At 26.6% G+C, this 23996-nt stretch carries 22 protein-coding genes; 8 read left to right on the top strand and 14 right to left on the bottom strand.

Annotated elements, in window-relative coordinates; translation table 11 throughout:
• Complete coding sequence (locus ACRYA_RS10350; RefSeq protein ID WP_066152247.1) at positions 1-846, bottom strand: glycosyltransferase family 32 protein; 846 nt, start codon at positions 844-846, stop codon at positions 1-3.
• A 492-nt stretch (positions 847-1338) separates the two neighbouring features.
• On the opposite strand from ACRYA_RS10350, the gene ACRYA_RS10345 reads away from it, so the two are divergent.
• From ACRYA_RS10345 to ACRYA_RS10325, 5 genes are all read left to right on the top strand, one after another.
• Positions 1339-5031, top strand: a complete 3693-nt coding sequence (locus tag ACRYA_RS10345; RefSeq protein ID WP_105918078.1) for a hypothetical protein — start codon at positions 1339-1341, stop codon at positions 5029-5031.
• Between the two features lie 278 nt (positions 5032-5309).
• Positions 5310-6026 (top strand): hypothetical protein, encoded by a 717-nt coding sequence (locus tag ACRYA_RS10340; protein ID WP_105918079.1) that lies wholly within the window; start codon positions 5310-5312, stop codon positions 6024-6026.
• Between the two features lie 26 nt (positions 6027-6052).
• Positions 6053-6937 carry a phage exclusion protein Lit family protein gene (locus tag ACRYA_RS10335; protein ID WP_105918080.1) on the top strand — a complete coding sequence of 295 codons (885 nt, stop codon included), beginning with the start codon at positions 6053-6055 and terminating at the stop codon, positions 6935-6937.
• A 279-nt stretch (positions 6938-7216) separates the two neighbouring features.
• A complete protein-coding gene (locus tag ACRYA_RS10330; protein WP_105918096.1) occupies positions 7217-9487 on the top strand; it encodes a YecA family protein in 2271 nt (756 codons plus the stop codon).
• Positions 9488-9549: 62 nt separating this feature from the next.
• Positions 9550-10332 carry a UPF0489 family protein gene (locus tag ACRYA_RS10325; protein WP_105918081.1) on the top strand — a complete coding sequence of 261 codons (783 nt, stop codon included), beginning with the start codon at positions 9550-9552 and terminating at the stop codon, positions 10330-10332.
• Between the two features lie 166 nt (positions 10333-10498).
• Here the strand turns inward: ACRYA_RS10325 and ACRYA_RS10320 are convergent, their stop codons facing one another.
• The 12 genes from ACRYA_RS10320 to ACRYA_RS10265 all read right to left on the bottom strand — a co-directional run bounded on the left by ACRYA_RS10320 (position 10499) and on the right by ACRYA_RS10265 (position 18676).
• A complete protein-coding gene (locus ACRYA_RS10320; protein ID WP_105909372.1) occupies positions 10499-11062 on the bottom strand; it encodes a recombinase family protein in 564 nt (187 codons plus the stop codon).
• 272 nt (positions 11063-11334) lie between these two features.
• Complete coding sequence (locus ACRYA_RS10315) at positions 11335-11568, bottom strand: SHOCT domain-containing protein (protein WP_079577427.1); 234 nt, start codon at positions 11566-11568, stop codon at positions 11335-11337.
• 12 nt (positions 11569-11580) lie between these two features.
• Positions 11581-12093, bottom strand: coding sequence for a Spy/CpxP family protein refolding chaperone (locus ACRYA_RS10310; protein ID WP_105918082.1), 513 nt, complete (start codon positions 12091-12093; stop codon positions 11581-11583).
• A gap of 19 nt (positions 12094-12112) precedes the next feature.
• A complete protein-coding gene (locus ACRYA_RS10305) occupies positions 12113-12535 on the bottom strand; it encodes a c-type cytochrome (RefSeq protein WP_105918083.1) in 423 nt (140 codons plus the stop codon).
• A 71-nt stretch (positions 12536-12606) separates the two neighbouring features.
• The gene (locus ACRYA_RS10300; protein ID WP_105918084.1) at positions 12607-13659 is read right to left on the bottom strand and encodes a sensor histidine kinase; all 1053 of its coding nucleotides are present in this window, start codon (positions 13657-13659) and stop codon (positions 12607-12609) included.
• Entirely contained in the window at positions 13646-14281 is a 636-nt protein-coding gene (locus ACRYA_RS10295) for a response regulator transcription factor (protein WP_105918085.1), read from the bottom strand. The genes ACRYA_RS10300 and ACRYA_RS10295 overlap by 14 nt, the downstream gene beginning before the upstream one ends.
• 9 nt (positions 14282-14290) lie before the next feature.
• Positions 14291-14605, bottom strand: a complete 315-nt coding sequence (locus tag ACRYA_RS10290) for an ArsR/SmtB family transcription factor (RefSeq protein ID WP_165786108.1) — start codon at positions 14603-14605, stop codon at positions 14291-14293.
• Positions 14606-14659: 54 nt separating this feature from the next.
• Positions 14660-15828, bottom strand: a protein-coding gene (locus ACRYA_RS10285) for an IS3 family transposase (RefSeq protein WP_105918087.1) whose coding sequence is annotated in 2 segments (ribosomal slippage) — positions 14660-15576 and positions 15576-15828 — 1170 coding nt in all. Because the reading frame shifts where the segments join, the coding sequence is not laid out codon by codon here.
• A 68-nt stretch (positions 15829-15896) separates the two neighbouring features.
• The gene (locus ACRYA_RS10280) at positions 15897-16412 is read right to left on the bottom strand and encodes a hypothetical protein (RefSeq protein ID WP_105918088.1); all 516 of its coding nucleotides are present in this window, start codon (positions 16410-16412) and stop codon (positions 15897-15899) included.
• A gap of 320 nt (positions 16413-16732) precedes the next feature.
• Positions 16733-17524: a hypothetical protein gene (locus tag ACRYA_RS10275; RefSeq protein WP_105918089.1), complete on the bottom strand. Its 792-nt coding sequence runs from the start codon at positions 17522-17524 to the stop codon at positions 16733-16735.
• Between the two features lie 71 nt (positions 17525-17595).
• A complete protein-coding gene (locus ACRYA_RS10270) occupies positions 17596-17961 on the bottom strand; it encodes a hypothetical protein (protein WP_105918090.1) in 366 nt (121 codons plus the stop codon).
• Positions 17962-18073: 112 nt separating this feature from the next.
• The gene (locus ACRYA_RS10265; protein WP_105918091.1) at positions 18074-18676 is read right to left on the bottom strand and encodes a hypothetical protein; all 603 of its coding nucleotides are present in this window, start codon (positions 18674-18676) and stop codon (positions 18074-18076) included.
• 250 nt (positions 18677-18926) lie between these two features.
• Here ACRYA_RS10265 and ACRYA_RS10260 point away from each other — a divergent pair, with 250 nt between their 5' ends.
• The 3 genes from ACRYA_RS10260 to ACRYA_RS10250 all read left to right on the top strand — a co-directional run bounded on the left by ACRYA_RS10260 (position 18927) and on the right by ACRYA_RS10250 (position 22482).
• Positions 18927-20756 carry a 7TM diverse intracellular signaling domain-containing protein gene (locus ACRYA_RS10260; RefSeq protein WP_105918092.1) on the top strand — a complete coding sequence of 610 codons (1830 nt, stop codon included), beginning with the start codon at positions 18927-18929 and terminating at the stop codon, positions 20754-20756.
• A 64-nt stretch (positions 20757-20820) separates the two neighbouring features.
• Positions 20821-21504 carry a response regulator gene (locus ACRYA_RS10255; protein WP_165786109.1) on the top strand — a complete coding sequence of 228 codons (684 nt, stop codon included), beginning with the start codon at positions 20821-20823 and terminating at the stop codon, positions 21502-21504.
• Between the two features lie 219 nt (positions 21505-21723).
• Positions 21724-22482 (top strand): N-acyl amino acid synthase FeeM domain-containing protein, encoded by a 759-nt coding sequence (locus ACRYA_RS10250; RefSeq protein ID WP_105918094.1) that lies wholly within the window; start codon positions 21724-21726, stop codon positions 22480-22482.
• Between the two features lie 62 nt (positions 22483-22544).
• Here ACRYA_RS10250 and dgt read toward each other — a convergent pair whose 3' ends face one another.
• On the bottom strand, positions 22545-23990 hold the full coding sequence (gene dgt, locus ACRYA_RS10245; protein ID WP_105918095.1) for a dGTPase: 1446 nt from the start codon (positions 23988-23990) through the stop codon (positions 22545-22547).
• Positions 23991-23996: the final 6 nt, after the last annotated feature.

Below are 23996 nucleotides of genomic sequence, written 5' to 3'. Positions count from 1 at the left end.
TTAATTAAAGATTTTACAGTTTGATATTCGCCAGTTTCTAGAATCATTTCTATATGATAAAAACCAAATAGTTTTAGATAATTCTTCCCAATCTGTAAGAATCTCTATTTCATCGTTAAAAGTGGAAGTTAATAGAGCTGCGACAACACTTGCTGTAATATTTCCGGGGCCAGTAGTGGATTGAATTTCAGGTAGATTGTTGTGATCTATATTCAATAAAATATTAGTTGCTCTTTCAAGTGCGTAACCAATAATTGGATTGAAAGGAACTGAAATTATTGGATTATTATTAAAATAATATATCCAATGTTTATTTTGAGTATCATTGTTTAAAAAATTTTGGGTTTCTACCATTTGATTTAATTCAAGATCATAACATAATGGCTGTAACTTCAACTTTGAATTTATAAAATAATTATCAATCTTTAAACCACTATACACATCATCTGAATCTACATACATACCTCCAGAGTAATTAATATAGCAAAGGCGAAAATAGTCACTTTTCATTGCAGGGTGATAACAGTTATCAAATGCCAACAAATGCTCCTTCTTTAAATTAGATGAAATGTATTCACGAGCAGATTTTTCATTAAATAAAATGTATGTATATCCTTCTTCTTTTAATGATTCCCATGATTCCATACATTTTTTAACATCGCTAGGGATAGAGTTGGCTTTGTCCCAAAATTGTATAATTACTTTAGGAATGATTGTGTTATTTTTTGATGAATTATTACTACCAATTCTTAGTTTATCTTGAAGAAGATTAAAAATGGAAGTTGATCGTTTTATATCACTTTCTGAATTTTCTATAGCAAAGTTTGATGGAACTAATTTGGGCATGAATATCCTTCTTATGACTTAAAATAATTTTATATCTTTATTCTTTAATTATAGTGTTCAAATTTCGATTTAAATAGTAAGAATTAGAAGTTGTATTTCTTTTTTCATTAATTATATCTACTTATATATAATAAGAAAATTTATTTAATATACGAAAAAATAATTAAAACAATATCATACTATGAACTAGTTCCCAAAATAGGACATAAAATTTTGAACAGCTTCTTCCTCAACCTACAAGTTGTGGAACAAGTATTTTGATAACTCATTTTTTGTCCTATTTAGTGTTGATAGATCACTGAATGCAATTTATATAAGACATTTTTTGGCATGTTATTTGTCGATTTTTAGGATGTTTTATATAAAATATGTATTCAATAAGTAGTTGAATCATGTTATAAAAAAATTAAATAATTAAAAATTGTAATTTAGAAAGAGCCGTTTATAGCTTTAATGCTAAAATACAATCGTATAAAATTATCAAGGAATATAATGCAACATCATGCAAATACATTAAAAGCATTATCCGATATTACAGATGCAGGATTGTTTGAAAGGTTAGCTACTGCTGTATTGAGAGAATCTAATTCACTGTATGAACCATTAATCCATACTGGAACAAATACAAGCGGACAAACTGTAAAAAGTCCTATTGATGGAATATCATTTGTAAGTGGAGCCAATCCTCCTCATATGATTTGTGTTCATCATACAACGGGAGACAGAGATGAGTTAGAAAAAAAATTGTTAAAAGACTCTTCAAAAATAAAGTCTAAAAAAAATATTATATACCCTGATGGAGATATTTTAAAAACAATTAAACTTCATAAAGAAGAAAGACTTAAACAACCTACATTAAAAACTACTTTAATTTTGACTTTTACTTCTGAGCCATCTCAAGAACTTATTAGAAAATCACAAGAAATCGCAACACGTGAGGGAATTGAGATTGATTTTTGGTCTGCTTCTAGGATTGCACATTTTCTTGACACAAATTCAAATGGACAGTATATTAGAAAACAATATCTGAATATAACCCAAGAAAGAATATCCTCAAAACTTTTATTAGAATTGTCTAAAAAAAGTATTGATAATTTTACTATATATAATCAAGATAGCTGGATAGAAAGAGATTTAGATAAGCAGTTGAAAGTTCTCGAAAAATCAGGCTTGACTATAGTTTCAGGTGAATCAGGAAATGGAAAGACTATAGCTTGTTATAAATATCTTACTCAACATATTCAAAATGGTGGTTATGGATTTATTTTAAGAGATGAAATTTTAGCGCAATCTCAAACTCTTGAAGAAGCTATTGGTAAAACACTTTTAACTCTACATCCATCATTGACAGATGCTTGTGGGTATGATGCCTTACAAATAGCTACAATAGATAAGCCTATTGTTTTAGTTCTTGAAGATATTAATACTTCTGGAAAAGCTAAGCTACTTCTTGAAAAAATCATCTTATGGAATGAACAACAAAAAAGTACTAATATTTTCTTATGGAAAATACTTTGTCCCATTTATCCAAAATTTGTTGGAGAACTTGATAAAAATATAGTTGAAAAGATAAACAATCAATTTATCAGATGTTTAGAATTTTCAAAAAAAGAGGGTATTCGAGCTGTAGAAAGAAAACATGAATTATTATCTAAAAAAATTACTCCACTTGAGGCAGAAAATAGATCTTTAACTTTAGGTAATGACCCTTTATTAATTTCTTTGTATGATATTGATGAAAATTTAACATCATCAGAGATTATTCGAGGATTTATTAATACTAGAATTACTAACCTTGCTCAATCACATAGCGAATTTATGAGTTCAGATTATCTAACCTCTCTTTTTAGTTTGATATTTAAACTGCTTTTAAATTATATTGTTAAACCTAAATGGTCAGATATTGGGGTACTTAATCTTTCTAATGAAGAGAAAACTATGTTAAGACACTTAGCTCATCAAGGAGATATTTTTAGACTAAGTGGAACTATTGAAGAACAAATTATTATTTTTAGACATGACCGTGTTTATAATTGGTTGGCTTCAAAAGCAATAGCTAAATTTATAAACACAATAGAGTTAAATAATAGTTTTCTCAAAGAACCATATCTTGCTGAAATTATAGGATTATCACTAAATGAAGATACAATAACAGATGAAATAATTGAATTTATAAAATTACATAATCCATTAGCTCTTTTTTATTCTTTACAAAAGTTTTCAAATGCAAATACAAATATAGAAAAAAACATACTATCTGCTATATTTGATTGGTCAAGTGATCAGAAAACTCATAGTAAGTCAAATAAAAATTTAAGACTGGAATCCATATATTGCCTTTCTGAGACAGGCTCTCCCCACGTATTAGAAATATTACAGCATTTTAAAAATGAGAGTTATAGTTATGATAGAGCAGGATTTAGGAATGGTGACTTTCATAAAGGGATTACTCTTTGTCAACTTACACATCCTGGAGTAAACTATATAGCTCATGAGCAATTAATGGAGTATATGATTACAAAGTATAGGGAAGAATTAATTGCTTTTGTTATTGAAAGATTGAATTTAAATCTCTCATCAGATTTTGTATTTGCTTATTCTGAGCGTAAGGGTATATTACGAATGTGTGGTTATTTAGCAGATGATAAATTATTTAATGTATTAAAAAAGTCGTGGGAATATGAAAATAATAAATCTGAGTTATTAGGTGATTACTTTTGGGCTTGTTCTCATTGTTGTGGAAAAAATGCCTCTGTCTTGCTTGAACCTATTTTTAATATGTGGGCATCTCTTTCTGATAAAGAAGAAACTGAAGGGATGGGAACACCTAGAGATTGGTTTGCTTCGCATGAGATTCATTGGGCTTTTAAAAAATATGTTCCCAAAAATGCTATTGATTATTTTATAGAGCAGACACAAAGAGAGGAATTAACATGGCCTATCACATATATGCTACATGGTATAGACCATCCTAAAGTAATGAATTATATGGCTCATTATTTTGCACAAAAAGAAGAAGAACTTGAAGGTTCAGACTATTATAATCCTTTTCTTTCTAGTTCTAGCGATGTTTGGAAAAGAGACAATAAAGCTATGTCTGAATCTTCCAAAGCTGAATTATATAAATTATGGTCAAATATAAATTTAAATAAGTATATGAGGCTACAATCATTTAAGCTTTGGTCTGCAACATATTTAGAACAGGACAAGGAACTATTAATTGATTTTCAGCATGATAAAGTTTTATATGATGCTATTTTACGACAAAGAATAGAGCAAAAAGATATTACAGCTATTCCCTTATTTATAGAAAAAATTAGATGCAGTAAAAACAGTGGTTATTGGTGGCAATTTGCTAGAGATTTTTGGACTTCCGATTTAAGTAAATTATTAGATGAAGAACTAGAAAAGAAATCATATGATGAAATAATGGATACAGAAAATTATAGTGTATCAATGATCTCGGAGTTAATTAATAAAATGAATATAAATGAAGCTGAACTCATTCTCTTAAAACATTGGGATAAAATTAAAAAGAGTCCAAGTTTTATTCAAACATCCTTATATATAGCATCTGATAAACTTATTAAATTAGTAGCTGAGACAATAAATAGTTCGTCTTCTCCAGATACTTTTTTTATTCATATTAATCATCATTATGGTTTGATGACTAAAAACCATAAAGGTATTACAAATATCAAGCAGTTAGAAGTTTTAATACCATATTTAGGTTATATAAGAGAAATCGAATTGAATATTATAGCTCATGAGTGTAATAAAAAAGGCTACTTTGAATTTAGAAAAAAATATTTAGATATTTATTTAAAAGATAAAAAATACAAGAATATTCAATATTCATCAGAAAAAGAAATTATCACATCACTTAATGAAAAGCTTAACGAAACACATTTTTGGCATTTAGAAAATTGGGTTGATGTGGTTTTAAGTGAAGGAATATCAAAAGCTGAACTTATGAATATTGTTTTTAAGTGGATGAAATCACAAAATAATATTGACTTAAAAATAATTAATATTGCACTTGTGGTATTAACCCATATAAGAGGTTGGAAACATTATTCTGAGTTATTGAAGGTGTGTGAAGGTATCAAAGATAAATATATAGAAGAGTTTGAAAATGCTTTATTTTTTATTCAACGACGAGAGTTAAATTTTAGAGTCAAGTAATAACTTGATACTTTAAAAAAATGATACTATTGAAATCGTACTATTTACAAATCACTTACTTTTGGAGCAGTTTTTACTAAAAAGTAGATTGTTCCAAAAGACTTGAGATTTGGAGCATGTTCAATAAGTACAGTTTTTGGAATTAATTTTTTAAAATATAACATTTTTAATAAATATATAATTTAAATTAACATTTCTAGTGTTAAGTTATTTATCCTATATCAAGCTAATCTTTATATAATATTCGTTGTATAAAGAGTTAAATTACAAGGATAATTATGAATCAAGTCGAAGTACTTGCTATTTGGGGTGCGGTAACAGGAACAATTGGTACTGTTGCAGGTCTACTCGGGCTTTGGCTCAGGTTTAAGCAGCATAGTCTTGATAAACCAAAACTAGTATGTAATGCATATTTCGAATTTGATTCTCCTCATCATCCCAAACATAAGTTAACAGTTCGTTCTCTTGGTAGAAGACCTGTTGTTATTGATGAGATCAAATATTATATTACACCAAAAAACTTAATACATCGTATTACTAAGCTTTGGCAACATAAAAAAGGATATTGGCTTTCAAATCAAGAACTTAGACAAAAAATAAAACTAAATGAAGGTGAGAAAACAGAAATTAAAATATCACTTCCGAACGGACTAGATATTGCAGAAATATATAAGGCAGAAGTTGTAGATCAAACTGGAAGAACATGGCCAATTGAATGGCAATCACATTCAACATTATTAAAGATTGCTACACAGGAGACATTAAATGAACTTTCATTAGAGAATGAAAAACGAATTTTTAGTGCAATTGGTTATCGACTAGGTAAAAGATATTACATACAAACCAATTTCAATACTAAGCCTACTCGAATGGGCGTACCAAGTGGAAAAGGATTTTGGTTTTTTGATTTAAAAAAATATGAAGAAAAATTTATTGATATTAAAGATCTTCAAGCTACTAAGTTTTTATCTGGCGAAATCGAAGAGATAGAGTAGAAATTTAACAAACCGGAGGAAAGTCAATGAGATCACCAATTCTGCATCTTGAATCAAGCATTCAGGGAGTTCCATTTCAAATTGCTCCTGAAAACTTAGACAAATTTATGGAATATAGAGATAGATATAACATATCCATTGAGTTAAGTAATGATAAACTGTTTAGTATCCGTGTTAACTTAGAAACAAATATAATAATACTTCCAATTGCAAGTCTTGAATATTTATGGGCATTCAGTTTATATTGCTGGGTTTTATACCAGGAATATCGAGAAGGACAAATAAGAGGGGCAGAAGAAATTAATTGTGTTGGTAATCAAAGATTACAAAATACATACTCTGTACTCCAATGGGCTAGAAAAAATATGCTTACTTCAGGAATTGAAGAGTGGCCTAAGGACTTGCCTGCTCCACAGGCAAATCCAGAAAACGAAAGTGATATTCATGTTGTTAATGAATTATTTCTATGTGCATTAGGTTGGATGCTTTATCACGAAATAGGTCATATTGTTTTGCAACATCCTCCAATTACAACCAGCTATTCAGAACAAGAAGAAAAAGAAGCAGATCAATTTTCAACTGAGTGGATTCTTTCAAAACTTGAAAAAAATTGTCCAATGTTGAGAAAAAGAGCCTTAGGTATAGCGGTTGGAGTTTTGTGTTTACAGAGCCTTGAAGTATCGGGAAAATCATGCCTTAATAATACTCATCCAAATGCACATGACAGAATATTTTCTTGTCTATCGAAATATCAAGTAGGTATTGAAGAACTAATAGAAGCCTTTTCAATTACAGTCCTTCAATACTTGTTCCATGATGATAAAAACATTACTATTAATGTTGATGAAAACTCTTTTAGTGAAATATTTGGAGATTTATTATTGGTGATTTCACGAAGTAAAAGAAGCTAACAAAAAACAATCTAAGGCGAACTTTTATATTACTTTATTATACAGATTATTAACTTTAGTATAATAAAACATTATTTATTTAAAGATCAAGAAGCAATCTTATATGATTATTAACTATAATTTAGATATGAAATACTATTATAAAATATTATATTATGTGCTGTTTCTTATAAAATATACCAGAAGTTAGTACTAATTTATATCTAAAAAAAAATGTAAGATTATGAAGGATTTCAATTGGCTGAACAAAAAGAACAAAAAAGTAAACTGTTAAAAGAAATGGAAAAGGCTGCATCAGAAATTCGTATTTTAATAAATGGAATGCCACCAGAAGAACTCCTTGGATACATATATTCTCAACTGATGATAGCGAACACTTTTACTTCATCACAATCAGACTCTATTACTAATGATACAAAGATTGATATACAATTTTTGTTAGAGTATGTTCATGCAGTCTTTGCCTTCGACATAGCTCCAAGCGTAGTAAAATTTGATGAGAAAGATTATGCTAAATTATTCACTTTGTGCAAGAATTTACGGAAGCAAGCTATGTTGTTTGCTATGGTATCTTCTGTAAATACCGATAATAAAGACTTCGGTTCAAATACTGCTGACATAGAATTTCATGCAAAATCATCTTGGGTTATGATCAGAGGTAATCGTTATCAAGTTTTAGAAGGTGAATTTTATCAATACGTGCTTGCACCTCACGATGATATTTTAAGAGAAATTTATGGTGTTGGGGCAGTAGAGATTGCCGAAGGTTTTCAAGAGTTGGCTAATGCAACTCTTAAGGGACCTGCCAATGCTATTGAAGAAATGATGAAGCAATTCCAAGATGTTCAAGATTTTGCAACTAATCAAAAAAAGCCTCTTGAAGATGTTATGGAAGAGTGGGTTTCTGCAAATAAGGATCGATCGAAAACTGCTGCGTTAGCTATTGATGATATGTTCCGAGGTGGTATAGCTAATATTAGTAGACACACAAAATTACCATTAGAGCTTTTAGAAGCTTTGTCGTATCAGCGTGGTGAGGAAATTGACTTCTTCAAGGAAGGTGACTTTTCAGGCACACCTTATAGAACATTACCTGCTCGTAAAAAACCTTTAATCAAACTTGGAACAGACTATTATTCTGTAGATCCTTGTTTTACTCGTGATTCAGGTTATCGTTCTCTTCTCTTTAATTTGGTACAAAAGAAACCTGATTACAAAGAATTGTTTAATGAACGACAAAAGGCAATGAGTGAAGCCGCATTTCCAGAGATACTCTCTACTCAATTAACTGGAGCAATTGTGTATCAAGAGGTTTACTATAAAGATCCTAAAACTAAACAATGGTTTGAAAATGATACTTTAGTTTTAGTTGATGATGTACTTTACCTCATTGAAGCTAAAGCAGGAGCTGCAGCAACTATAGCTTCTCCTGAACTAGATTTTAAACGTCACGCACAGTCTATTAAAGAATTAATTATAAAGGCTTACAAGCAATGTGAGCGTTTCTTTGAATATATAAAATCTAAAGATGAAGTTCCTCTATACAATCTTATTGATGGGAAACATGAAGAAATCTGCCGAATCCGTTATTCTGATTATCGTGTTATGATCCCAATAGGACTTACTGTTGAGTCATTTGCACCATTTTCAGCATTCTCTAAAAATTTACCTGAAATAAAGCCACTTCTTGGACAGTATGATTTTGTATCAATTTCAATAGATGATCTTTTTGTTCTTAAACGTATGCTTCCTACTACAGGAGTATTTGCACATTATATGGAAGTAAGACAGGCTGTTTCAAATCTTAAACAAGGTCTTCTCTTTGATGAAATTGATCATCTTGGAGCATATTTAACTAAAAATCGTTTTGATCTGGATATTATTGATCAAACAATTGAGGGAAAATCTGATTTAATCATTTTCGATAAAATGAGCGAAATTGTTGATAAAGCCTTTGAAGATGAACACTGGGATATAAAACCAAAACCTACTCAAAAGTTTCCTTCAATAGTATTAAAGTTACTTAATGCGCTAGATACTACTCATAAATCGGGATGGCTCTCTATTGAAAGTATTATTCGAAACTTTGGTGAAGAATCACGTAATAATTTTGCAAGCTATCTTTCTGAGATAGAGAAAACAATAGGTAAGTACCCTTCCCGTTATTTCGCTTTTGATGGTGAAGATCAAGCAATATTTGTTTGGATGCAAAACTCAAAATATGAAGTTGAATGGAAAAAGCTAAATGATAAAGCAAGTGCTGTTGCTTTATCTATTAATGCGAAAGAATTAAAAGGAGTGTTAATTAAAGTTGGTAAATTAGGTATCTATGAATCTGCAGAACATTTTAAAATTAATTTTCCAACTGAAGAAACTGAAGAGAATACACATATATTTAAAAATGCAAAAATAATTAGTCAGAAAAGAAAATTAAAAATTGCTGAGGGTAAAGAAAATAAATTAGAAATTAATCACAAACAAAAAATAGGTCGTAATGACCCATGTCCATGTGAAAGTGGTAAAAAGTATAAAAAGTGTCACGGTCGTTAGACAATTAGTGACTAAATCAAAATTTTTTACACGATATAGTAAAATCCTAAGAAAGAAATATAATGAACGATAATAAATACCTAAAACTTCCAAATGCTGATTATACTATAATAGAACACCCCAATGGTCAAAATGATTCTGTAGAAATTGGATTAGTAAGAGACCATAGATTTGTGTTTTACTTTTGGTTTAAATGGTGGAAAGATACAAATAGAGAACTTAGAGATAGTACAGCTAAAGCACCATCACTTATAACAATCGATTGGCATAGAGATTTACTTGCCCCTTGTGAATCTGAAAAACAAGATTTGATAAATTTAAATCTAACTAGCTATAAAGAAGTTGCATTATTTTCTTGGGATAAATTAAACCAACTTAACGATGGACATATATTAGCAGCCGCATATTTAAATTTAATTAGTGATATTTATGTGTTATGTAAACAAGATGGTACTGAAGATGAAAACTTCATTGATCATTGGGGAAATGAACATAAAATTAGATGTTTTGATTCAAAAGAAAATTTACTTAATGAACTTTTACAAAATAATATAAATGAGATTTATTTTGATATTGATCTTGATTACTTTACAGAAAGTAATGACTCCTGCGGGGGTGGTGAAGATTTGGTATTGATGGATGATCAAGATATATTATCATTGTTAAATATTGATTCAGAATTTATGCAATGGATTTTTAAAAGAATGGAAGGTATGACTATTGCAACTGAACCTAAATGGTGTGGAGGATTAATAAACTCAAATAAAATCTATAAAATTTTAGATAATACATTATTTAATAACCAGTTATTTAGTAAAAAAGAAAAATGGAAACATTTAACTTGATTAGTTTTATAAGTGATATAAAGACTAACAAGTAAATTACCCTAAGAGCAGTTTATTTGCTTATTTTTAATATTTCACAACCTCTTATTTTTGGAGCACTTTTTAGTAATAGTGAGCTTGTTCCAAAAAGAGTTGAATTTTTGAACAGATGAAGTAGTCAAATTGACTACTTCTTTTTATCTACATCTTTAATTGCTCTATAGATTGTATTTCGAGCTACATGAAAAAGCTTAGATAACCATTCAACAGACTTTCCTTTTTCGTGCTGTTTATGTATAAAGTTTTTATCTTTATTACCTAGAATAGCTTTTCTGCCAAACTGAATACCTTTTTTCTTTGCAGCTTCAATCCCTTCTCTAACACGTTCATTTATCAAATCACGTTCAAACTCTGCAATAGCACCTAACATTGTAAATAACAGTCTACCTGCTGGAGATGTTGTATCAATGTTTTGATGTAATACTTTGAGATTTACATCTTTATTTTGTAAAAACTTTGCAATGTTATGAAGGTCTATTACAGACCTTGCTAATCTATCCAGTTTTGTAATATAAAGTACATCACCTTCTCTTACGAAGCCCATCATAATCTTAAATTGCTCGCGATCTGCTTCATTCTTTCCTGATCTCTTTTCTGAAAATATCTTTTCACAGCCTGCACTCTTGAGTTGATCAATTTGATTCTCAAGATTTTGACTAGAAGTTGAAACTCTTGCGTAACCTACATTCATAATAAATCCTTTGTATTGAACTTACTATTTATCTCATATATTAGAATGATTGTAAAGTAATGTCTATTTTCCTAAATGAACAGGTTGTTGAACTTGTTATTATAACTCATCTTTTTCTGTCAGATCCAATGTTGATTAATCAACTCTCAACTAAACATATTTTATAATATTCTAAAAAATATGTTTATTGAGGTAGAATAATAAAGTGAATTTATATAGTTGATTTTATAGTCTCATAAAATCTTCACCAATAGAATCCATTATTTTATATTTTACAGATTAAGTATACTTTTTTTCGAAGAATATTCTTCTTCAGTAATATCTCCTCTTGCAAATCTATTCTTTAGGATCTGAAGAGATTCATCTTCACTGTTTTTGTGAACTTTTTTATTATCTTTAAATATTTTAACTAATAAAAACACTACTAATATTGCTATAACCCAAAACATAAATCCTCCTTGGTGAAAGCCCATGTGCCCCATGTAGTTCCAATTATCGTGAAACATTCTTTATCCTTCTTATTTATTTAATTGAGCCAATTGCTCTTTTGTCAATACATTTAGTACTTTTTCCATATGGTTAGCTCTTAAATTCATCATGGTTTGATGTCTGTCGTTCATTGTTTTTTTGAATGATTCTTTATCAAAACCATTTTTGGTAATAAAACTCATCATATCACTATTGTTCATGTTATTCATTTGAGTATTCATTTCGTTATGCATCTCTTGTTGTAAAGATGAAAGTTTAGCTTTTTGCTCATTGCTTAAATTAATGTTAGGAAAAATTGACATGTCATTGTACATCATACTATTTCCCATCATACCTGACATGTTGCAGTTCATCATATTTTGATGTCCTTTCATATTACCATGCATCATATTTTTTTGATTCATGTTATTATGCATTTTCATACCTTGTTCCATCATTTGCCCATTCATACAATTCATTCCTTGCATATTATTATCATGTGCAAGTACAGAAGTTGTAAGTGCTCCTACTAAAAGTGTTGTTGCTATTAATTTTGTTTTCATTTCTAATCCTTTTTTTATATTAATTGTTATTCATCCAGTTATTGTTCATCCCATTATTATGCATACAATTATCCATACAATTGTGGTTCATCATATTTCCACGCATACCTCTTGAACTTTGAGAGGTTATCCATTCAGCAAGTATATTTAAGTCTTTATCCGACAGATGTGCATATGAAGGCATTGCAGTATTTGAAAACATGGGATATTTTCCTTGACTTCCTTCTTTGATACTTTTCATAATATTTCTTTTACTGTTATTGCTTCCAAACCAACTTGAATTCATTCTGGCAATTGCCATAAACGGTGGAGCTGATTTCATCCCTACTATATTATGACAGTTCATACAGTTGTTTTTTTGAAGTAAAGATTGCACATCATTTGCCAAAAGAGATGAATATACTAACCCTAATGTACTTAATGATAAAACTAATTTTTTCACTTTTTCTCCTTTATATTTTCTCTTGTATTGAAATTATGACAAAAGAGTGTTAGTGAATCATTAGTAAAGTGTTAGCTATGTATTAGTTTTGTAAGATTTAATTTAAATGTAGTTCCTATATTGATTTGTGATTTTACACATAAACCAATATTCATTTCATTGGAGAGTTTTTTAACAATATGAAGTCCTATACCTAATCCTCGTGAAGTCTCTTTATAAAATCTTTTGAATATTTTTCTGGGTTTTTTTATCCCTACACCAGTATCTGTGACTTCTAAAATATAGTTTTCATTAAAGGAAACCATCACCTCACCGTTTTCTTTATTATATTTACAAGCATTTGATAGAATATTATCTAAAATTCTTACCAGACCATCTTTATAACAAAATAAACGTTTGTCCTTTATGTCTACTTCAAACTTAATATGAGGATAAATACCTTTGATGTAATCAACTCTTTGTAAAATTATATCTTCCACATAAACTACTTCACTCTCTTTAATTTTACTTTCTAGATAGGTTCTTAAGTTGTTTTGTAAATTTACAATAGTGTCAACACTTCTTTCTATACGCTCTACATTTTTATTATCCATTTTGTTTTTTAATATTCTTGCGTTTAATCTTACGGTTGAAAGTGGAGTATTAAAATCATGTAGAATATCTTTAATAAATTCATTAGTTAAAGACAAAGATTTTTTTAATGGATGTAATGCATACAAAGAGAATAGAATTGAAATAATGAACATTATTAATATGCTTTGATAAAACATATTTTTGACTTGTTCTAAGATTATACTTCTGTCTTGTAAAAAGCTATTTAGTGGGTAAGAGACCTTTACTAGAGAGTTATTTAAATCTTTCATTTCAAAAAGTACAAATATCTGATTTTTGTTAAAACTAAATACATTAGATATTTTATCACTGCTCTTAGGAACGTTTGTTACAATAAAATTTGTAGGTTCATTATTAAAACTAGAAATTTTCATTTGCGAAAATAATCTTTCCTCAAACAGATATATCTTGTTTTCATACATTTCATAATATCTGAGTGCAGTTATACTCGCTAATGAAATAAAAAAGAGTAAAAAACTTTTGATAAAAGATTCAATTTCAACTCGACTCAAAAATATATCCTTGACCTCTAATATTCTTTATATTTAACTCTGTTAAATTTTTTAACTTATTAATATGAAATCTTAAGGCATTTCCAGTTGGTTTTTCCAAACAATCATAAAGCTCTTCTTGTGCAATTATTCGGTTTTTATTATTAATAAATAGTTCAAATAGATTTAATTGAATTTGAGTTAAATATATATTCTCATTGTTTTTAAATAGCTGCTTGTTTTTTGGTAAGTATACGATGTCATTAAAAGCTATTTCCTTTTTATTTGAAGAGAGTTTTAAATTCACTTTTACAATTAACTCCTCGGGATAGAAAGGCTTTTTTATAAAATCATCTGCACCAACTTCAAAGCCCTTTAAAAAGGTATTTAAATCTGTCATAGCACTAATAAATATTGCGGGTGTTGAATCGTCAGCATCTCGTAAACTTTTAAGTATTTCAAGTCCATCAATATCAGGAACATTTATATCAAAGATATATAAATCATATTCTTTATCAAAAGTGATCTCTATGACATCATTGCCTTTAGTAACATAGTCAACTTCATAATCATTTTCCAATAATAATTCTTTAATAGTTTCACCTAAGGATAAGTCATCTTCTAATAATAAAATTCTTTTCATGGTATTGTTTTACTCTTTTGCTTTGCTATTAATTAAAAGTTGTAGTATTTCTCTCATTGAGTAAGGAATGAAATAAAATATTGCCAATTTTTCACGTTTATTCTCTAAAATACCTGCATCTTTTAATTTTCTTAAGTGTTGAGAGATAGGAGATTGATTCATTTCTAGAATATCACAAAAATCACATACACATAGTTCTTTATTATTTAAAAGTAAATAAACAATTCTAAATCTAACTTCACTACCTAAAAGAGCAAAAACTTTTGATTGATAATCAATATTTTTTTTATTTTTACTAATGTCTTTTTTTGCTTTTTTAACCAAAACATCATTATTTTTATCTCGGACTGGAATGACCCCAAGTTAGTAGACACTTTTTTATTCAGTTAACACCTTGGGTTGAGTAACACTATCATTGTATCTTTTCTCAAATTCATTTGGACTTATAAAATCTAAAAAACTATGTCTTCTTTTTGAGTTATAAAACATTTCTATATATTCAAATATTTTATCTCTAGCTTCTACTCTTGTATGAAATATAGTTTTTCTAACTAACTCTTTTTTTAATGTCTTAAAAAAACTCTCTGCTACTGCATTATCATAACAATTACCTCTACGGCTCATACTTGGGATAATATTATGATGTTTTAAAAATGTTTGATATTCATAAGAGCTATATTGACTACCTTGGTCTGAATGAAGAATTACTTTATGATTTTTAATTCTATGAGTTGTTTTTTTCAGAGCTTCAATAATTAAAGATGTTGATTGTCTATGTCCTGTTGCCCAACCAATTATTTTTCTTGAATAAAGATCAATAACTGTAGCTAAATATAACCATCCTTCATAAGTTCTGATATATGTAATATCACTAACCCACGATTCATTTGGTTTATGTGTTAAAAAACATTGTTTTAAATGATTAGGATGTGCTTTATGAATTGCCCCTGCTTTATACTTAGGTTTTCTTCTATAATTTCCTACTCCACAAAGTTTTGCTTCTTTCATTAATCTTGCAACTCTTTTCTTATTTACATGTATATTTGAAGCTTTTAAATCTTTATGAATATTTCTATATCCATATATTCCATTTGATTCTTTATATGCTTTTTTTATCTCTTGTAAAATTTGTTGATTTTTTATTTCAAGATTTGAAATAGGTTGTTTTAACCATTTATAATACCCACTTGGATGAACTTTCAATACAGTACACATTCTTCTGATTGTGTACTGTATTTCATACTCTTTTATAAATGCGTACTTTAATTTGGGTTGTTTGCAAAGTACGCTGCGGCCTTTTTTAAAATATCCCTCTCTTCTGTAACTCTTTTTAATTCTTTCTGTAATCTTTTAATTTCAGCTTGTGTATCTTGAGATTTTTTTGCTTCTATTTCAGCTTCTGGAGATTGATATTTTTTTATCCAATTTCTCAAAGAATCATGATGTACACCTAATCTCTCAGCTGTTTCAATTATGCCATATCCATTTTCAATAACTTGTTTTACAGCATCTCTTCTAAACTCTTCACTATATTCTCTTCTTGCCATTTTTAATTCCTTCAATTATTTACAATTTTCTCTAAATTGTTATTTTAATTAACTGAATTAATTTGTGTCTATATTTTCGGGGTCATTCCAAAGATAATAAACAGTATCAATACTTGTATTGAATCTGAACTTATCATAGACCATATAATTAAAATGGCTGTTCCAATCACACCAAAAGACATTAAATATCCATTAAAAATTCTCATTTTATGTTCTCTAACATTATACTTTGAGATATATCCTTCTTCTATAGAATATAGATAAAGTTCAAATTTTTCACTTTCTTTATAAATATAATTTGTATAAAATCTTATTTTTTCTTTTTTCTTTTTTCTAATATGAAAAATCATTTTTACACCATATGTTACTATTATAAAAAATCCTAAATTAACTATTAAATATTCTCTATTTCCTGAATTTCTCATTGCTAATATATCACCATTAAAATATATAAATACAAAACCAAATAAAAGAATTATCATCGATAACCATTCTACTAATTTCATTAATACATAACTATGATCTTCTATCTCAAATAAAAATCCATCTTTATCTGGTATTAGTTCTAGGTTTTTATCATTCATTTTATTTCTCTATATAAAGTAATATTTTTTAAAGAATTATCATAATTTATTGAATTTGCAAAATATTTGATTGTTTTTAAATTTTGTAGTTTCTTTATAGAAATTATCTCAGTGAGATAGCAAAATGTACTTAATACCTCTGTAAGTTTAAATTTAGTAAAAATCCCCATTTTTATCTTATTCCCTTGTATAAATATTATTTTTATGCCTTGTGAAAATTCTATCAGAAAATTGTCACATTTTTGTTACAGTTTTATAGTATTTACTACTTAACTCTTTTTTAAATTAAAATTATTTTTTATCATATATTTTTTAATACTTTATTCTATATATTTATCTTTCAAAGCTTTTTCATTTATCTCATTTTTTATATATGAATATGTTACAGATAGACAACTAATTACCAAAACTGTAATAAATACATTTAAAAATACATATAAAATTGAAAGATGAGAAGATACAACACCAGTTAAAAAACCTATCATTAAACCATAAACTAATGCAATTAAAACAGCTATCATAGTTGGAAAAATAATAACCATAAATAAAGATAAAAGTTTATAATCTTTTGTAAAGGCAAAAGCATCTAAAAGTCCCATTTCTTCATCTATTGCAGTAGCAGGGAAAACCATAGAAAATCTACTAAAAACTATCATTACTAATAAAATAGCTAAAGAATAAGCAATAACTCCAACTAAAAATTTGTTTTGACTAAACTGCTCTGCTACTACACTTATTAAAAGAAAAATAGCAATTAAAATCCCAAAAATCAATCCAGTTAAAAGTCCAATCCACACTGATTTTAGGAAAAACTTGAGTAATGTTTGTGTTGGCATAATTGCCTCTAAAGATGAAATATCATCTTTTATTAAAATAATTCTATGAACAGAAACTGCCATAACAATATTTAAAATTATAGATAATATAATAAAAGAAATGAATATAAATTTATTATCTTCAAAATTGATTTTTTCTCCATTACTTAAAAAACTACTAGGAAGAAATATATCTATACCAACTAAAACTAAAGTAGGGATAAGTAGAGCTTTAAATAGAGCATTTTTATTTTCAATTATAGATTTTAAGGCTTCATTCATTAATTTACCATACATATTATCAACCTTTTTTTATTAATTGTTTTTTGAAGTAACTTTTAGATTGTTTAATTACTTGTGTAAAATATTTAATCTAAATTACATTTAGATGCATCACCTTCAGCATCCATATATCCCCATGTTGTAAAACCTATTCCAGAACTATACTTTACATTTCTTACTACATTTGCTTTTAGTTGTTTCGCTTTTTCTGATAATACATAGTTTGCTTGTTCTTTTGTTGGGTCTTTATGAAATGCTGTTAATTTCTTTACACTAACATCAATTTTTTCTATATTGATGCAACTTTTATCATTTAAACTATCTTCTGTTATTAAAATATTTGTTTGAATTTCTGGATTATTTGGAATAGAGATATTAGAATCATTTCTATAACTACATCCACTAAATACAACCATTGCAAATAAAGAACCTACAACTATTTTTTTATACATTTTTTTTTCCTTATATTTTTTATGAAACTAATTATTAGTTACTTAAAAAAACTATATCAAAAAGATGTCACATTTTCGTCACATTTATTGATTTTATAAAATTATTTAATATCTATTTCTTTAGAGGAAATTTCATAGTATTTTCTAAATCTTCAATTAAAACTTTAAAAAACTTATTAATATCCATTTTTTCATCTTTATAAAAGATTTTAAAAGAGTTTGAATTAGAGTAACTATCTAAAACAAATAAGTTTTGATAAATAAGATTTATATCTTCAAATAAAGAAGCTTGTATATAAATAATATTATTAGTACAGTTATACTCTTTTATAGTTATAGTTAATTTTTTTGTTGCTTGATTGTTATTGACTATTATATTTTTATCTTCAAATAGTTGTATTAGATTTGGCAGTTTGTTTGTGATTTTATTAAAATAGATTTTATTTAAAGATTTACAACTTTCATTAGAGATTAAAGGTTCACTAAATGTAAACACTGGTGACATTCCTGTTCCATTTCCCCAATTTACATAGTGTACATTTGTTCTTTGTGCATTTATGATTTTAGTATCAGTTTGTTCAATAACAACAGATAACTCATTTAAAGTTTTATAACTCTCTTTTTGTGATGTATTATCTATTTTATAATTATGATAACAACCAGTTAAAAGAGAAGTTATAAATAAAAAAAATATTTTTATTATAAAATTATTCATTTTATGTTTTTCCCATTGTGTATCGTAGCTTATATAGTAAACATATAAAACTAACGAAACAATTGTATCGAGAATTAGTCACATTTTTGTTACAATTTATCTATATCTTAATCTTTTCATTCTATCGTTGTATTATTTACTATTTCAATATTTATTTAGCATATAAACTAAAAATATATTGATAAATTATAATTTATATCATTTAAGGCATAATTATAAAATACAAATAAAACAGATAAATAGAGGAATATTGAAAAAAACACTACTGATTTTTATGCTATTTTTATCCTATTTAAGTGCCACTAATATTGATATTTATAAATCTTCAAATATAGATATTTTAAGCTCTTCAGAGATATTTATTGACTATTCAAAAAAATTAACAATTGATAAAATAATAGAAAATAAAGTTAGTTTTTCAAAAATAGACTCTTCAACTAAAAAATTTGGTTATTCACCAGACTTTAAAGTATGGATTAAATTTACTCTACATAATATAGAAAATGAAGCTATTTTAAAAATAATAGAGTTTGATAATCCTTTAGTAACAAATATTAACTTTTATGAAAATAATAATTTAAAAGAGAGGGAAGGATTACTAAATAAAAGTATAGAAAGAAAATCTGTAAACCCAGTTTTTCATATAAAATTAGAAAAAGATGAGACAAAAACTTACTATATTGAAGCTTCATCAAAAAAAACCTCTTTATCTTTAAAATTAAATCTTTATTCTTATGAAGCTTTTTACAAACAAGAGATAATTCAACAAATAATTCTAAGCCTCTTTTTTGGTGGAATGATAGTATTAGCACTATATAATTTATCAATATATTTCATGATAAAAGATATTAGTTATTTTTATTATGTTGGATATATTATCACTTTAGTATTCCATCATTTGCTTTATGTTGGATTTGCAAATTTATATCTATTTGACTCAGCTTTTATGGAATATATTGTTAGCTATGCAGCAATTTTTATAGCACTTCCAGTTTTATTTTTAGCACTTTTTTCAAAATCATTTCTTCAAATAAATCAATATCCAAAAATTAATTTCATATTAAATATATTAATTGCGCTATTAGTTTCATCTGTTATATTGTTTATATTTACAAACTACCTTGAACCATATAGAAATGTTATATCTATATTGGTTATGTTATATCTATTTTTTATAACTTTTTATGCTTTTTTAAATAAAAATGAACAAGCAAAATTAATATTATTTGGTTGGACAGCAATACTTTTTGCTGGTTCTTTAATGTATTTATCAAGCTCTGGAATAATAGAAGATGATTTATCATCTTATTATATTATTGAAATAGCTTTTATATTAGAAGCTTTAGTATTCTCTATTGCTTTAGCAAATAGAATAAAAAGATTACAAGATGAAAAAGAAAAAATGCAGCTAAGTTTGATTACTGAACAAAAAGAGAATGAAGCTAGATTAAATAAAATAGTTAGTAATAAAACAAATAATCTAATAGTAGCACTCGAAGAAAAAGAGATTTTACTAAAAGAGCTAAACCATAGAGTAAAAAATAATATGCAAACTATAATATCTTTAATTAGATTACAAAATGACGAAATTAATGATTCTAAAATAAATATACTTTTAACAACAATTCAAAATAGAATTAGTGCGATGAGTCATTTACATGAGCTTCTTTATCAAAAAGATACTATTACATTTGTTGATGCTAATGAATATTTTGAGAAGATAATATCTGAAATAAAACAAAGCTTTGAGCATGATATTGATGTTATATATGATATAAATTGTAATTTAAGCTCTGAATCAGCTATTTACTGTGGATTAATATTAAATGAGTTACTAACAAATAGCTTTAAACATGCTTTTGATGAAAATAAATCAGGAATTGTAAATATATCTTTTTTTGGTAAAAATAAAGAGTATAAGCTTATTTATAGTGATAATGGAAAAGGATATAATCCAAATATTAAAAAAAGTTCTTTAGGGCTTACTTTAATTGAAACTCTAGCAAAAAAACAACTTAAAGCAGAAATGAATATTAGTACCAATGAAGGTGTAAAAGTAAAATTAAGGTGGAAAGAGTAGCTTTTGTGACAAAAATGTGATTAAATTATTATATGATAATATTTAAAATTAAAAGATGAGAAATATGATAAAAATTTTAATTGTTGAAGATGAAACAATTGTTGCACTTGATACACAAAGTACTTTAATAAAACTGGGTTATGAAGTTACAGATATTGTAACAACTTATGAAGAAGCATTATTATCTTTTTCAAAAAATAAGCCAGATATTATATTAATGGATATTTTTCTAAAAAATAGCCTTAGTGGTATTGATATTGCAAAAAAGATAAATGAAAATAGTAACACTGCTATTATATTTATGAGTGCATATTGTGATGATGAAACTCTTGATAAAGCTGCGAAAATTGAACCATTTGCTTATTTAGTAAAACCATTTAATCGTAATGACTTAAAAAGTAGTATGAATATTGCTACTTATAAATTACAAAAAAGAAGTGAAAAAATAGATGAAAATGGAAAATATAAATTATCGCACGACTATTACTACTCTATTGAACCATATTTAAAAGTTTATTTTAAAAATCAAGAAATTGATTTAACAAAAAATGAGAGACTTTTTTTAGAAATATTAATCAAAGCAAAGGGTGAAGTAGTAAGATTTTCTGAGATAGAAAACTTTATTTGGTTTGATAAACAAATATCTGATAGTACATTAAGAACTTTAATGCATAGAACAACAAGTAAATTTAATCATAAGATAATTAAATCTGTTAGTTCAATAGGCTACAAAATAAATTTTAGTTAGAAATTTTATATTCTACTGCACTTTATTCTTCAATATATTAAAATAATTTTTTTTTACTAATTAAATTTATACATAGCTAATTATAAATAAATCTATTAATTCATAATAAATCTCTAATTCCTAATCCTAAATATATAAAATTAAAAATTTTACTTTTTTGTGACAGAAATGTGACAATTTTATGAGAAATTTACCTTTAAATTAATTTAAAGGATAAATATGACAAACATAAACAAAAATCTGGCTTTACAAGAACTTCAAAAGTTACTTGTTTTAAATTTTAGTAAAACTCTAAGCTATATGTCTGATGATTTTAACAATAATCAAAAATATATAATTGAATTGCTTACGAAAAGGGTGTTTCTTGAAGAGATTGTTGACGAAACAATATCATTTAATAAGAAAATAAATTGGGATTCTTCTTTAAAAAATTTAAGTATTGTAACAAATGCTGAAGATTTAATTAAAGTATTTGAACTAAGAAGTGATGTTTATCAAAATATAAATTATCAAAAAGAGTTTCCTGATTTAATTGATGGTCTAAACCTTGATATTTATGATAAAAACTCTGCTATCATCTTTTATAAAAATGATCAAAATATAAGTGGAACCACTAGATTAATTTTTGATTCAGAAAATAAACTACCATCAGATAAAATCTTTAGTTTTGATAATATTAGAAAACAATATAACAAAATAGGAGAACTATCAAGATTAATAGTTAAACATGAAAAAAAAGGATTAAATCTTGAATTTAAATATCTTATGAAAGGAGCTTATTTATTATTTATTTTAAATGATATTGACATGACTTTTTTAGGCATCAAGAAAGATCATTATAAACTTTATGAAAGATTTGGTGGAAGTAATATTATTCAAGAACTTGATAATTATGGTAATTTGGACTTAGATGCATTAATTTTAAGTTGGAATCCTAGGGAAGCTTCGGATTTTTTTAAAAAAACTTTTCTAAAATAATTATTAGCCCTTATGTTATAGATATATTACATAAGGGTTAAAATTTTAAATATAATTAAATTCTATTTTATTGCATGTAATATTTTATACTCTTCAAGGGCAAAATCATCTGTCATACCACTAATATAATCAATTACTAACCTAACTCTATAATAAAACTCTAAAATATTATATTCTTCAATATTATCAGCATTTAATTTTTTAATATCATTCTGATATGCAACTATTTGTTTAGAAGAAATTCTTTTTATTAATCGCTTTGATATAAAACAATCGATTTTTTCATCTTTTAAAAGTTTTGAAAAATCATTAGTAGTTAATTCTAGAATTGGTTTATACACATCAAATAAACCATTTAAAATAGTATAAGCTTGAAGCTCCAAAGTTTGAACTTCTTTATTTTGATAAATATATTTAGTTGAGATATCTTTTAAAACTTTTAGAGCTTTATAATATTTACTTGTTTTATCATACTCTAAAAGTGCATGGTTGAAACTTCCTTCAAATATTACTTGATGATTTTCTATAAATACATTAGAAACATGTTTTACAAAATTTGTGACAAGAGTAACTCTTAAAAAAGTAAAAAACATATTAAATTGATATGGTTCATCATTCTTCTTTGCCTTTTCATACTGCTTATTAATAATTTCTAATAAAAATTCTTCATTTTGTTTTGTACATTCACTTGTAATAATATTATATACTTCATCTAAAGATAAAATTCCTTTTTCAACAGAATCTTCCAGGTCAGCGGTTAAATATGAAATATCATCAGCTGCTTCCATAATATAAGTTATTGGAAATCTATGCCCTGCTTTTATATTTAATGTAGTTTGTATTTTTTCAACTAAATCTTTCTCACTATAATAAAATCCTGGTTTCTTTTTAAGATAATTTAATGAATCTGAATTATCTGGTTTATTTTCAAAAGCTCCTCTTGTGTATTTTAAAACAGCAATTATTTGAAAATATGATAGGTTTAATCTTTGAAGTTTTGTTATTATTCTTATTGCTTGAGCGTTACCATCATAATTACAAATATCACTTTTTAAAATACTTTTTAAATCTTCTATCTCTTTTGTACTAGACTTAAAACTTTCTAGTTTTGGTAAAATATTTATTTTAAGCCATTTATTTATTGTTTCTTCAGCAAAATGACCAAAAGGAGGATTACCAATATCATGAATCAAACTTGTCATTTCTGAGGTAGAAATAAATGCATTTTCCATATCTTCTAAACCATAAGTTTTTAAATCATTTTTTTTCAACTCATCTAAAATAGTTCTTGCAATATATCTTGCATTTTGTGCAACCTCTAAAGAGTGAGTTAGCCTTGAACGAATAGAAGCATTTAATTCCAAAGCAAAAACTTGAGTTCTTTTTTGCAGTCTTCTAAAAGCTGCAGATGAAAATATTCTTCCTCGATCACTTTCTACACTTATATCAATATCACTATATGAATTAAGTTCTCTGTCGGTTGTTAATCTTTCTTTATAATTAATCATCAATAT

It is taken from the genome of Aliarcobacter cryaerophilus ATCC 43158, from assembly GCF_003660105.1.
GTDB lineage: Bacteria > Campylobacterota > Campylobacteria > Campylobacterales > Arcobacteraceae > Aliarcobacter > Aliarcobacter cryaerophilus.
The sequence above is the reverse complement of the archived record's forward strand: the minus strand, read 5'-3'. Positions and strand labels throughout refer to the sequence as shown.